At 72.0% G+C, this 12,104-nt stretch carries 14 protein-coding genes and 1 tRNA gene; 6 read left to right on the top strand and 9 right to left on the bottom strand.

Annotated features, from left to right (window positions below; genetic code table 11):
- Nucleotides 1-24: 24 nt before the first annotated feature.
- The 3 genes from OG310_RS17700 to OG310_RS17690 are packed head-to-tail and all read right to left on the bottom strand — an operon-like array spanning nt 25 to nt 1,644.
- On the bottom strand, nt 25-555 hold the full coding sequence (locus OG310_RS17700; RefSeq protein WP_329456844.1) for an FHA domain-containing protein FhaB/FipA: 531 nt from the start codon (nt 553-555) through the stop codon (nt 25-27).
- A 10-nt stretch (nt 556-565) separates the two neighbouring features.
- Nucleotides 566-1,420: a DUF3662 and FHA domain-containing protein gene (locus OG310_RS17695; protein ID WP_329456843.1), complete on the bottom strand. Its 855-nt coding sequence runs from the start codon at nt 1,418-1,420 to the stop codon at nt 566-568.
- On the bottom strand, nt 1,408-1,644 hold the full coding sequence (locus tag OG310_RS17690) for a hypothetical protein (protein WP_329456842.1): 237 nt from the start codon (nt 1,642-1,644) through the stop codon (nt 1,408-1,410). The genes OG310_RS17695 and OG310_RS17690 overlap by 13 nt, the downstream gene beginning before the upstream one ends.
- Before the next feature lie 309 nt (nt 1,645-1,953).
- Here OG310_RS17690 and OG310_RS17685 point away from each other — a divergent pair.
- Nucleotides 1,954-2,037: transfer RNA gene (locus tag OG310_RS17685), tRNA-Leu, on the top strand.
- A 434-nt stretch (nt 2,038-2,471) separates the two neighbouring features.
- Here the strand turns inward: OG310_RS17685 and OG310_RS17680 are convergent.
- On the bottom strand, nt 2,472-3,086 hold the full coding sequence (locus OG310_RS17680) for an FMN-dependent NADH-azoreductase (RefSeq protein ID WP_329456841.1): 615 nt from the start codon (nt 3,084-3,086) through the stop codon (nt 2,472-2,474).
- 139 nt (nt 3,087-3,225) lie between these two features.
- Here OG310_RS17680 and OG310_RS17675 point away from each other — a divergent pair, with 139 nt between their 5' ends.
- From OG310_RS17675 to OG310_RS17660, 4 genes are all read left to right on the top strand, one after another.
- Nucleotides 3,226-3,573 carry a winged helix-turn-helix transcriptional regulator gene (locus tag OG310_RS17675; RefSeq protein ID WP_329456840.1) on the top strand — a complete coding sequence of 116 codons (348 nt, stop codon included), beginning with the start codon at nt 3,226-3,228 and terminating at the stop codon, nt 3,571-3,573.
- Between the two features lie 104 nt (nt 3,574-3,677).
- Nucleotides 3,678-5,201: a DUF2252 domain-containing protein gene (locus tag OG310_RS17670; RefSeq protein WP_329456839.1), complete on the top strand. Its 1,524-nt coding sequence runs from the start codon at nt 3,678-3,680 to the stop codon at nt 5,199-5,201.
- 519 nt (nt 5,202-5,720) lie between these two features.
- A complete protein-coding gene (locus OG310_RS17665; RefSeq protein ID WP_329456838.1) occupies nt 5,721-6,515 on the top strand; it encodes a hypothetical protein in 795 nt (264 codons plus the stop codon).
- 63 nt (nt 6,516-6,578) lie between these two features.
- Nucleotides 6,579-6,920, top strand: coding sequence for a rhodanese-like domain-containing protein (locus OG310_RS17660; RefSeq protein ID WP_329456837.1), 342 nt, complete (start codon nt 6,579-6,581; stop codon nt 6,918-6,920).
- A gap of 475 nt (nt 6,921-7,395) precedes the next feature.
- On the opposite strand, the gene OG310_RS17655 is transcribed toward OG310_RS17660, so the two are convergent.
- From OG310_RS17655 to paaA, 5 genes are read right to left on the bottom strand one after another with little or no spacing between them, the layout of a single operon-like run.
- Nucleotides 7,396-8,466 (bottom strand): 2Fe-2S iron-sulfur cluster-binding protein, encoded by a 1,071-nt coding sequence (locus OG310_RS17655; RefSeq protein WP_329456836.1) that lies wholly within the window; start codon nt 8,464-8,466, stop codon nt 7,396-7,398.
- On the bottom strand, nt 8,467-8,985 hold the full coding sequence (paaD, locus tag OG310_RS17650) for a 1,2-phenylacetyl-CoA epoxidase subunit PaaD (protein ID WP_329456835.1): 519 nt from the start codon (nt 8,983-8,985) through the stop codon (nt 8,467-8,469).
- Entirely contained in the window at nt 8,979-9,680 is a 702-nt protein-coding gene (gene paaC, locus OG310_RS17645; RefSeq protein ID WP_329456834.1) for a 1,2-phenylacetyl-CoA epoxidase subunit PaaC, read from the bottom strand. The genes paaD and paaC overlap by 7 nt, the downstream gene beginning before the upstream one ends.
- On the bottom strand, nt 9,677-9,967 hold the full coding sequence (paaB, locus tag OG310_RS17640) for a 1,2-phenylacetyl-CoA epoxidase subunit PaaB (protein ID WP_329456833.1): 291 nt from the start codon (nt 9,965-9,967) through the stop codon (nt 9,677-9,679). The genes paaC and paaB overlap by 4 nt, the downstream gene beginning before the upstream one ends.
- Nucleotides 9,964-11,004, bottom strand: coding sequence for a 1,2-phenylacetyl-CoA epoxidase subunit PaaA (paaA, locus tag OG310_RS17635; RefSeq protein ID WP_329456832.1), 1,041 nt, complete (start codon nt 11,002-11,004; stop codon nt 9,964-9,966). The genes paaB and paaA overlap by 4 nt, the downstream gene beginning before the upstream one ends.
- Nucleotides 11,005-11,246: 242 nt before the next feature.
- Between paaA and OG310_RS17630 the strand changes: the two genes are divergently transcribed.
- Complete coding sequence (locus tag OG310_RS17630) at nt 11,247-12,104, top strand: DUF5819 family protein (RefSeq protein ID WP_329456831.1); 858 nt, start codon at nt 11,247-11,249, stop codon at nt 12,102-12,104.

Genomic DNA, 12,104 nt, shown 5'->3' with positions numbered 1-12,104 from the left:
CGCTCCGCTCGATCATTGTCGTGACTACTTCCGCAGCTCGATGACGGTCTTGCCGATGCGGATCGGAGCACCCGGCGGGATCGGCGTCGGCGTCGTCAGCCGGGTCCGGTCGAGGTACGTGCCGTTGGTGGAGCCGAGATCCTCGACGATCCACTGGCCGTCACGGTCCGGGTAGATCCTGGCATGCCTGCTGGACGCGTAGTCGTCGTCCAGCACGATCGTGGAATCGTGCGCGCGCCCCAGCGTGATGGTCTGCCCGTGCAGGGCGACCGTGGTGCCCGTGAGGGTGCCCTCGGAGACCACCAGCTTCGTGGGGGCGCCCCGGCGCTGCCGGCCCGCCCCCTGCTGGGGCTGCTGCTGCCGCTGGTGCGGCGGCGCGGCGTTCTGGCGGGTCTGCTGCGATCGCGTGTCGCCCGCGGCGCCACGGCGTGCGCCGCGCTGCGTGACACGCGTACCGAACAGGTCGCTGCGGATGACCTGGACGGCCACGATGACGAACAGCCACAGAACGGCCAGGAAACCCAGCCGCATGACCGTCAGGGTCAGCTCTGACATTGCCCCCGCTTCACCCTTCGGCTTGCCGGTAAACGATGGTGGTACTGCCCACGACGATCCGCGAGCCGTCGCGGAGCGTAGCGCGGGTGGTGTGCTGCCCGTCCACCACGATGCCGTTGGTGGACCCGAGATCCTGGATCGTCGGGGGTGTTCCGGTCCTGATCTCGCAGTGCCTGCGGGACACGCCTGGGTCGTCGATGCGCACGTCGGCGTCGGTGCTGCGGCCGAGAACCAGGGTGGAGTGCGAGATCTGGTGGCGGGTGCCGTTGATCTCGATCCAGGCCCGTGTCCGGGTGTGGGGCATCGCACTCGGGGCCGGCGCCGGCGCGGGTGCGCCACCGTAACCGCCGCGTCCGCCCGGCGGCGGGGTGTCCGGCATGGGCGGCACGGCACGCGGCGGGTAGCCGTAGCCGTCGGGCCGCCGGCCCGGTCCCTGCTGATGCGCCTGCGGGGACTGCGGAGGCTGGTGCGGCGAGGGGGACTGTGACGTACTCGACGCGAGCGTGCGGCTGCGTACCCGGTACAGCCCCGTGTCGAGATCGTCCGCCTTCTCCAGGTGGACCTGGATGGGCCCCATGAACGTGTAGCGCTGCTGCTTCGCGTAGTCCCTGACCAGACCGGCCAGTTCGTCGCCCAGCTGCCCCGAGTAGGGGCTCAGGCGCTCGTGGTCCGGCGTGCTCAGCTCGACGATGAAGTCGTTGGGCACGACGGTCCGCTCGCGGTTCCAGATCGTCGCGTTGTTGTCGCACTCGCGCTGCAGGGCGCCGGCGATCTCGACGGGCTGGACCTCGGACTTGAACACCTTCGCGAAGGTGCCGTTGACCAAACCTTCGAGGCGCTGCTCGAACTTCTTCAGGACTCCCATGGGGCACCTCCTCCGTAGTCGTTGCTCTGGTCGTCGTCCTGGACGGTGTGCTCGTACTCGTTCTCGTTGCGGCCGTGATGCGGATGGTGCCCGGCCCCGCGCGGGCCCTTGCCGCCGTGCTCAGCCATCGCGGTGAGCGCACGGCGCCTGCCGTACCGGATGTTCCCGCCGCGGGGGGCGTGCCGCTCGCACTGCTTCTCGTACTGCTTACTGATCGTATCCACGCGTCGGGAAATCGGCTGGTTCCCCTTGTCTGCCCGGTCGATGGGTGTCGCCTCTCACACGGATCGTAGAGGCGGCACTCCGACAGTGTCCCGCACCCGACGCCCTCCCTGGAGGAGCGGGTACCGACCCTGTCCGTTCCCTGTCCGGCCTCTGTAGCGTCAGGACAGGGCCTTCGGGGCCCTCGTGGGCCGCCTTCCCCACCCTGCTGCCCGGGCGGAAACGGATGTGAACCCACCCTGTTCAGCGTGCTAATCTTCAGATGTCGCCAGGCGGACGCAACAGCTGAAACCACGGTGACACACCCAAATGCGCGGGTGGCGGAATAGGCAGACGCGCTGGATTCAGGTTCCAGTGCCCGAAAGGGCGTGGGGGTTCAACTCCCCCCTCGCGCACAACAGATGAAGGACTCCTGCTGAGCAGGGGTCCTTTTCTGTTTCCCTGGGGCGTTTCGTGTCGCGTTCCGTACCTACCCCGGCCCTCTCCTTGTTACGCGGCGGCTCGGTGCTGTTCGCTTCCCGGTGTTCGCGTACGGGTCCCGGCGCCTGCCCCGGATGGTCCCGGCGGGCGCCGTGTGCCGAGGTGCGGGGCTCGCGCGATCCGCTGCCATGTCTGCTGATTGGTCCGTTTTTGTGGCATAGGTCATAAAAGACGCGCGGCGGGGCGCCCTGTTGGAGGCGTCCCGCCGCGGTCGGTGGCTGTGCCCCGTGCACCCGTGCCGGTCCGCGGGTCCGTTCGTACGGGACGGTTTCGTACGGTTCGTACGGGACGTTTCGTACGGGACGGTGTGCGCGGAGCGGTTCGTACGGTGCGCGGTCGGTGCGGTGGATCAGGCGGCGAGGCGGGCGGCGAGTTCCTTGGCCTTCGCCGAGGCCTGCTCGTGCGCCTGGGTGCGGGACTGCTCGGAGAGCGGACGCAGCGCGGCCATCTCCTCCTTGACCGGGGCCAGGGTCAGCTCGGGGACGATGAACTGGATGTCCGTGGCGCCGAACATGCCCTCCAGGAGCTTGCGGAGGTAGTTCTGCACGAACTCGAAGTCCTCGCGCGGGGTGCCGGCGGCGTACGAGCCGCCGCGGCTGGCCACGATCGTGAAGGGCTTCTTGCCCACGGCCGAGTCCGGGCCGGCGTTGCCGCCCGCGATGATCGCGTGGTCGAGCCAGGCCTTCAGCGTCGAGGGGATCGTGAAGTTGTACATCGGGGCGCCGATGAGGATGGCGTCCGCGGCCTCCAGTTCGGCGGCCAGCTCGGCCCGCAGGGGGTGGCCGGCGCCCGCGGCGGCCGCGGCGGCGTCGAGGTGCGGGAGCGGCTGGGCGGCGAGGTCGCGGTAGATGACGGTGCCGGCCGGGTGCTGCTCCGTCCACGCCTCGACGAACTTCGCGGTGACCTCACGCGACGCCGAGCCCTCGGGGAAGAGGGAGGAGTCGATGTGCAGAAGCGTGGCCATGGGCGTTCTCCAAAGGATCAGGACACGGGGTGTGGACCGAAGGGAGTCCTTAGATTCCCTTCGTACCTATGAATAACACAGCTACTTACTTTTTTTCACCCCCTTCGGGAAGGCTGGCCGCCCCAGTAGCCTGTGAGGTATGCCGCAGCACAGCGAAGACGCCTGCAAACAGGTGGACCTGGGGATCACGCGTGTCTTCGAGCTGCTCGGAAAGCGGTGGACGGGCCCGATCATCTCCGTCCTCATCGCGCGCCCTGTGCACTTCGCGGAGCTCAGGAGGGCCATCCCCGGCATCAGCGAGCGGATGCTCTCGGACCGGCTCAGCGAGCTGGGCTCGGCGGGCCTGGTCGTGCGGGAAGTGGACGAGGGACCCCCGCTGCGGGTCGCGTACCGGCTCACCGAGAGCGGCGCGGCCATGGAGCCGGCCCTCAACGAGCTGATGAAGTGGGCGGAATCACACATGGGCACCCCGAAGGGGAGTTGCTAGCCGCGATCGCCGCCCCGCGCCCCGGTGCCGTGGCACCGCTTCGGCTGTACCGTGCGGGCGACGGAAGTTGATGTTGCGCGAGTACGTACGGGGGGCGGTGCGGCATGGCCGACATCGTGGACGCACAGGGCGGGCCGTTCGGGCCGGCGGGATCCTTCGTGCCGGCCGGGGCCGGGGCCGGGGCCGGGGCCGGGACGGCCGAGACGCCAGGACCGCGGATTCCCGCCGTGGCGGGGTTCGCGCCACGCGGGCACGGGTCCGCGCCCGGGGCCGGCGAATCGCCCAAGGCCTACGGCAAGGCTCTGCGCGGCCGGGTGCCGCGCTCCTCGCACGACTCCGTCGTCTTCGCGGCGGGCCGCCCGGACGCGGTCCGAGCGGTCGAGGAGTCCAGCAGGGGACGCGTGGCCGACCTCACTCCCCTCAGGGTGGGACGCATGGCCGCGAGTCCGTTCGCGTTCCTGCGCGGGTCCGCCGGGCTCATGGCGTACGACCTGACCGGCACGCCGGTCACCGGTATCGGGGCGCAGATCTGCGGCGACGCGCACGCGGCCAATTTCGGGCTCTACGGCGACGCGCGCGGCCACCTCGTGATCGACCTCAACGACTTCGACGAGACCGTCCACGGGCCCTGGGAGTGGGACGTGAAGCGGCTCGCCGCCTCGCTGGTGCTCGCCGGGCGGGAGGCGGGCGTGACGGAGGACGGCTGCAGGGACGCGGCCCGCGACGCGGTCGGCGCCTACCGGCGCACCATGCGCCTGCTGGCCAGACTGCCGGCGCTCGACGCCTGGAACGCGATCGCCGACGAGCGGCTCGTCTCCCACGCGGACGCGAAGGATCTGGTCGGGACGTTGCGGCGGGTCTCGGACAAAGCGCGCGCGAACACGAGCGCCCGGTTCGCCGCGAAGGCCACCGAGGAGCACGAGGAAGCCTCCGGGGGCGGTGCCGGACGCCGGTTCGTCGACGCGCCGCCCGTGCTGCGGCGCGTGCCCGACGCGGAGGCGGCAGCCGTGGCCGCGTCGCTCGGCACGTATCTCGGCACGCTGTCCGAGGACCGGCTGCCGCTCCTCGCGCGCTACGCCATCCACGACGTGGCGTTCCGGGTGGTGGGGACGGGCAGCGTCGGCACCCGCTCGTACGTCGTACTGCTGCTCGACCACCGTGGCGAGCCCCTGGTCCTCCAGGTGAAGGAGGCCAGGCCCTCAGCGCTGGTGCCCCACCTGCCCGCGGCGGGCTTCGCGGTGGCCGAGGTGGCGCACGAGGGGCGCCGGGTCGTGCTCGGGCAGAAGCGGATGCAGGTCGTCAGCGACATCCTGCTGGGGTGGACGACGGTGGGAGATCTGCCCTACCAGGTACGGCAGTTCAGGAACCGCAAGGGCAGCGTGGACCCGGCGGCGCTGCCCCCGGGCGAGATGGACGACTACGCGCGCATGACGGGCGCGCTGCTGGCGCGTGCGCACGCACACAGCGCCGACCCCCGGGTTCTCGCGGGGTACTGCGGCAAGAACGAGGAACTGGACGAGGCCGTCGCGGGCTTCGCGGTCGCGTACGCGGACCGGACGGAGGCCGACCACGCGGAACTGACGGCGGCGATCCGCACGGGGCGGCTCGCGGCCGAACCGGGGGTGTGAGGAGGCCGACCACGCGGAACTGACGACGGCGATCCGCACGGGGCGGCTCGCGGCCGAACCGGGGTATGAGAAGCCGGGGCCCGGGCCCGGGAGCAGGCCTTGCTGGGCGCGGGCGGCGTGCGAGGCCGGTCCGCTTGAGGCGGGGGTCGTTCGCGTGGCGGGGCCGACGGGTCTGCGGGCCGTGCCTTCCGGGCGTGAGGCGCGTGCGGGTTGGTTGGTGGGGCGTGCTCGCGGGGGTGCGGCGTGCGGGTTGGTTGGTGGGGCGTGCTCGCGGGCGTGAGGCGTGCGGGTTGGTGCTCGCGGGCGTGAAGCGTGCGCGTTCGTTCCTGGGGCGTGTGCGTTCGTTCGTGGGGTGCGGGCGGATCGTGTTCCGGGGCGGGCCGGGCCCGTACGGTCGGCCGGGACCCCGCATGAGCGATTTCGGGTATTCGGGGAGTTCGGGCAGGTCGACGGGGTGCCACGGGGTGGGAGCGCGGTCGGCGGCGGCCGGGGGCGGGGACGGACCACTAGGCTGGCCGGGTGACGCAGGACGTACGAGGTGAATTCCAGGGCGCGCGGCTCGAACGGGCCGTGCGTGCGGCCGAGCAGGCTCTCATCGAGTTCGAGATCGCCCTTGAGACGTTCCGTATCGAAGTGGAGAACTTCTCGCGCCTGCACCACCAGAGGCTCGGACCCATGTACACGCGCCTCGACGAGCTGGACGCCCTGATCGCCGAGGCCAGGGCCCGGATCAGCCAAGACCCCGAGGACCTGCGCAAGGCGCAGGAGGCGCGCGGGATGGTGCAGCCGATGCCGGGCGTGGACGAGCTGTTCCACGACTGGCTCGACTCCGACGGGCTCTCGCCCGAGGCCGCCGCGATGCTCACCGAGCAGCCCGTACGTCCGCCGCGCCGCGTGCGCCCCAGCGACGAGGCCCGCAAGCTCTACCGCGAGCTCGCCCGCAAGGCGCACCCCGACCTCGCCCAGGAGGACGGGGAGCGGGCCCGCCGCGAGGAGTTCATCTCCCGGGTCAACGGTGCGTACGGACGTGGTGACGAGGCCCTGCTGCGCGAACTCGTCGCGGAGTGGGAGGCGGGCCCCGCGCCCCAGCCGACGCCGCTGACCGAGACCGAGGAGCTGTACGCCCGGCTCGAATGGCTCTCGCAGCGCAAGGAACTGCTGACGCTCCTCGCCAAGGACCTGGAGGAGTCCGCCATCGGCGAGATGCTCCGGATGGCGCCCGACGACCCGGACAGGCTGCTTGAGGAGATCGCCGAGCAGCTCCTCACCCAGGTCGCCGAGCGGGAGAGCCAGCTCGAACAGCTCATGCAGTAGGTTCGAAGGAGAGGCCCGGACCGGAACCAGGACAGGGCCGAACCGGGAAAGAGAGCATCACTCATGAGCTTCGCCGCACTGCCCTCCGTCGACGTCAACGCCCTGCCCGCCGACGCCTTCCTCGTCGACGTCAGGGAGGACGACGAGTGGGCCGCCGGCCACGCCGAGGGCGCCCTGCATGTGCCGATGAGCGAGTTCGTCGGCCGCTTCGGCGAGGTGTCAGAGGCCGCCGACGGCCGCACCGCCTACGTCGTGTGCAAGGCGGGCGGCAGGTCGGCGCAGGTCACGCAGTACCTCGTGCAGCAGGGCGTGGACGCGGTCAACGTGGACGGCGGCATGATGGCCTGGGACGGCGTCGGCCGGCCCATGGTCGCCGACAGCGGTTCGGCCGCGGTCGTCCTCTGACCTCGGGCGACCTCCGGGTTCAGCCGCGGGCCTCCGGGTTCAGGCGGCGGCCTTCGGGTTCAGCCGACTGCCGCGCGCCCTGCCCCTGCCCCTGTCCCTGTCGAGCTGTGCCGTGGTCGCCCCGGCGCCGGCTCCCTCGCCGTTGCCCCCGGCACCGGTCGTCCCCGCACGCCCCGGCGGCTGCCGCGCGCGCCGGGGCGCCTCGCAGCGGTGCCCGGCGCGAGCCGCGCGTCTCAGTGCCCCGTACCGGATTGCCTCACCGGATTGCCTCGCCCCTGACCGCCGGCACCGGATCGCCGCTGACGTCGGAGGCCGCCCCTTCCGGGGCAGGCTGATCCGACGCCGGGTGAGGTGCTGTCGCATGACGCGACGTCATGGGGAGCGCCGCGTCACGCGATGGGGGGCGCGGCCCGCCGTCGCACGGCGCCCGGGCCGGACCTCCGGCGGGCCGGCGGGTCTGCGGGCCGGACGGGCCCTACCGGTCGAAGTCCAGTTCCACGTCCGGCGTCGCCGCGTGCGACTGGCAGGCCAGCACGTAGCCGGCGTCCGTCTCCTCGGGCTCCAGGGCGAAGTTGCGGTCCATCGTGACCTCGCCGGAGACCAGGAACGCCCTGCACGTGCCGCAGACGCCGCCCCGGCACGCGTACGGGGCGTCCGCGCGCGACCTGAGCACCGTCTCCAGCAGGGGCTCGCCGTCCTTCACCGGCCAGGTGCCGGAGCGGCCGGCGAGCGTCGCGGTGAGCGTGGAGCCCGTCACGGGCGGGGCGGAGGGGGCCAGGGCCGGTGTCCCGGCCGCAGCGTCGTCCACGTGGAAGATCTCCTGGTGGATGCGGGAGCGGTCCACGCCGAGTCCCCGCAGCGCCCGGTCCGCGCCGGCCACCAGGCCGAGGGGCCCGCACAGGAACCAGCCGTCCACGTCCGCCACGGGCAGCATCGCGGGCAGCAGTTGAGCCAGCCGCTGCCGGTCCAGCCGCCCGGTGGACAGCCCGGCCTGCTGCTCCTCCCGAGAGATGACCGTGACCAGCTGGAACCGGTCGGGGTAGCGGTCCTTCAGGTCGGCCACCTCGTCGAGGAACATCGTCGAGGCGACCGTACGGTCGCTGCGCACCAGGCAGAACCGCGCCTCGGGCTCCCGGGCCAGCAGCGTCGAGACGATCGACAGCACCGGGGTGATCCCGCTGCCGCCCACGATCGCGGCGAAGTAGCCGGGCCGCGGCTCCAGCACGAACCGGCCCGTCGGCTCCATCACCTCGACCGTGTCGCCCGCCGCGAGTTCCTTGAACGCGTATGTCGAGAACTGACCGCCCTCCACGAGCCGCACGCCGACGCGCAGCACCGGCTCGGTCCCGGCGGGCGCGCAGATCGAGTACGTGCGCCGTATCTCGCCGCCGGGTGCGGCTGCGTCGACGGCCTTCCTGCGCAGCGCGACGTGCTGGCCCGGCGTGTGCAGGAAGCGGTCCCGCAGCTCGGGCGGCACCTCGAAGGTGAGCGCGACGGCGTCGTCCGTGAGGCGTTCGACCTCGCTGACCCGGAGCGGATGGAACATCTACAACTCCTTGAAGTGGTCGAACGGCTCCCCGCACGCGGTGCAGCGGCGCAGCGCCTTGCACGCGGTGGAGGAGAACCTGCTGAGCAGTTCGGTGGCCGTGGAGCCGCAGTGCGGGCAGCGGACGGTGAGGGACAGCGCCACCACGCCGTCCGTCCCGCGCGGGCGGGGCGGGGCGATGCCGGCCTCGGCGAGTTTGCGTCTGCCCTCCTCGCTGATGTCGTCCGTCGACCAGGGCGGGGCCAGCACCGTGACCACGGCGACATCGCGCTGGCCGTGGCTGCGCAGTGCCTGCTCGATGTCCTCCGACATCGTCTCGACCGCCGGGCATCCCGTGTACGTAGGCGTCAGCTCGACGCGGACCGAGGGGTGGCCGTCGGGTGCGTATGACACGCGTACGTCCCGCAGGACACCGAGCTCCGCGAGTGAGACCACCGGCAGCTCCGGGTCGGGCACCGCTCCGGCGACGCCGCGCAACTCGCGTTCCAGTGCGGTCTCGGCGGCGGTGCGCGTCACCATGTCGCCCCCGGGTGGCTGCGGTGCAGGTGCTGCATCTCGGCGAGCATCCGCCCGAACGGCTCGGTGTGCAGGCCCTCGCGTCCGGCTCCCGCCGCCCAGCCGCCCGCCCTCGGCGTCCCGGGCACCGTCAGTGTGGCGCGCTCCAGCACGTCCCCCACCGAATGGAGCCATTCGGCCTCCAGCGCCGCCGGGTCCACCTCCAGCCCCTCCACGGGCCGGAAGAGCTCGCCGGTGAACTTCCACAGCGAGCCGCAGGCCCGCTGCATGCGCTCATGGCTCTCCTCGGTGCCGTCGCCGAGCCGCAGCGTCCACTGCCGCGCGTGGTCGAGGTGGTAGTCGACCTCCTTGACGGCCTTCGCGGCGAGCGGCGCGAACGCGCTGGTCCCGGAGGCGAGTTCGCGGTAGAGGGGGAGCTGGTAGGCGGAGAAGTACAGCTGGCGGGCGATCGTGTGGGCGAAGTCCCCGTTCGGCTGCTCGACCAACTGGAGGTTGCGGAAGGCGCGTTCCTCGCGGAGGTAGGCCAACTCGTCCTCGTCGCCCACGAGGGACAGCAGTGTCCTGGCCTGTCCGAGAAGGTCCAGCGCGATGTTGGCGAGGGCGACCTCCTCCTCCAGCACGGGTGCGTGGCCGGCCCACTCCCCCAGCCGGTGTGACAGCACCAGCGCGTCGTCCCCGAGGGCCAGTGCGGCGCTCACAGGTGCTTCACCCCGTCCGGGATCTCGTAGAACGTCGGGTGCCGGTAGGGCTTGTCCGCGGACGGTGCGAAGAACGGGTCCTTCTCGTCCGGTGACGACGCCGTCACCGCGGCGGACGGGACCACCCAGATCGACACGCCCTCGCTCCTGCGCGTGTACAGGTCGCGGGCGTTGCGCAGGGCCAGTTCGGCGTCGGGCGCGTGCAGGCTGCCCGCGTGGGTGTGGGACAGGCCGCGCCGGGCGCGCACGAACACCTCCCACAGGGGCCATTCGGTCTGCTCGCTCATGCCGCCACCGCCTTCTCGTCCGCGCGTGCCGCCTGCTTCGCCGCGTACGTCGCGGCCGCGTCCCGCACCCAGGCGCCCTCTTCGTGGGCCCCTCGGCGCCGCGCCACGCGCTCCTCGTTGCACGGGCCGTCGCCCTTCAGGACCGCGTGGAACTCGGACCAGTCGATCGCGCCGTAGTCATGGCCGCCCTTGTCCTCGTTCCACCGGAGGTCGGGGTCGGGCAGGGTCAGACCGAGGGCCTGGGCCTGCGGGACGCAGATGTCCACGAAGCGCTGCCGCAGGTCGTCGTTGGAGAACCGCTTGATCTTCCAGGCCATGGACTGCGCCGAATGGGCGGACGCGTCGTCGGGCGGGCCGAACATCATCAGCGACGGCCACCACCAGCGGTCCACCGCGTCCTGCGCCATCGCGTGCTGCGCGGCCGTCCCCTTGCTCAGGGACATCAGCAGCTCGAAGCCCTGGCGCTGGTGGAAGGACTCCTCCTTGCAGATGCGGATCATGGCGCGCGCGTAGGGGCCGTAGGAGCAGCGGCACAGCGGCACCTGGTTGGTGATCGCCGCGCCGTCCACGAGCCAGCCGATCGCGCCCACGTCGGCCCAGGTCAGAGTGGGGTAATTGAAGATCGACGAATATTTCTGGCGGCCCGAGTGCAGCTTGTCGAGCAGCTCGTCCCGGCCGGTGCCGAGCGTCTCGGCCGCGCTGTAGAGGTAGAGGCCGTGCCCGGCCTCGTCCTGCACCTTGGCCATCAGGATCGCCTTGCGGCGCAGCGAGGGAGCGCGGGTGATCCAGTTCGCCTCCGGCTGCATGCCGATGATCTCCGAGTGGGCGTGCTGTGCCATCTGCCGCACCAGCGTCGCCCGGTAGGCGTCCGGCATCCAGTCGCGCGGCTCGATGCGCTCCTCGGCCGCCACGGCCGCGTCGAAAGCGGCCAGGAAAGCGTCCTGTGCCTCCTGACCGTCCTGAGCGCCCTCGGGGTGCCCGGCCGTCCCGGCAGAACCCCTGCCGGCCGAGGCCGCCCCACCCGCCACCGTCGTCATCGCGACTCCCTACCGACCGATCGTTCGGTTCCTGGACTTCAATGGTCGGTCGACGGCCCGTAGGGTGTCAACCCTGTGGATAACTGGCTCGGCGTGGCGCGGCGGATCGGGGCGGGATGGATACGTACGGGGACCGGGGTACGGGCGGGGCACGGAAGCCCGTCGTACCGGACACGTCGGACGGGCCGGAACCCCCCGCGCCCGGCCCTTCCCGGCCGCTCGGCGCACCTGACGGACACGGCGTGACCGGCCCCGCTTCACCTCCCGCCGCGGCAGCTCCGGGGCCCGCAGGAAACCCGGGACCCGAAGGAGCCGCGGAGGCGGCGGACGGAGCCGACGGCACGGGACAGCGACGCTCCGGTCCGGGCATCGCGGGCCTGCCCCGCCGCTACCGGATCGTCGCGGGCGTCGGCCTGGTCGCCGCACTGGCCCTCGTCTGCACGCACCTGGCGATGGTCTTCTTCTACGTCGCCCCGGCGAACGCGGTCTCCAAGCAGCACGCACAGCTGATCAACCGCTGGGTGAATCCCGAGTTCGAGCAGAACTGGAAGCTTTTCGCGCCCAACCCCCTCCAGCAGAACATCCACGTCCAGGCGCGGTTCGACACCGTGGACGCGTCGGGGCGGAGCAGTGTCAGCGGCTGGCGGGACCTGTCGGGCGAGGACGGCGCGGCGATCCTGCACAACCCGCTGCCCAGCCACACGGAGCAGAACGAACTGCGCAGGGCCTGGGACTACTTCACGCAGACGCACGACGCGAAGGAGCGCCCGATCGGCTCCCGGGGCAAGCTGTCCGAGGCGTATCTGCGGCGCATCGTCGTGCTCAGGTTCGGCAAGGACCACCTGCCGGGCCGGCTCACCGGCATCGAGGTCCGCTCGGCGACCACGGCCGTCGCGCCGCCCGCGTACGCCAAGGAACGCGTCGACACCCGGACCTTCTACCGGACCTTCCCCTGGTGGACGGTGGGCCCCGGTGACGTGCCCGGCGGCGTGCCGAAGACGGTCGTCGCGGCACGGGGCGGCTCCGGCGCCGGGACGGGCGAGGACGGCGGGCCCGGCGCGGGCATCAGCGTGGCGAGCGGTACGGAGGCGGCGAAGTGA

It is taken from the genome of Streptomyces sp. NBC_01497, assembly GCF_036250695.1.
Lineage (GTDB): Bacteria > Actinomycetota > Actinomycetes > Streptomycetales > Streptomycetaceae > Streptomyces.
This window is presented reverse-complemented; position numbering and strand designations above follow the sequence as displayed.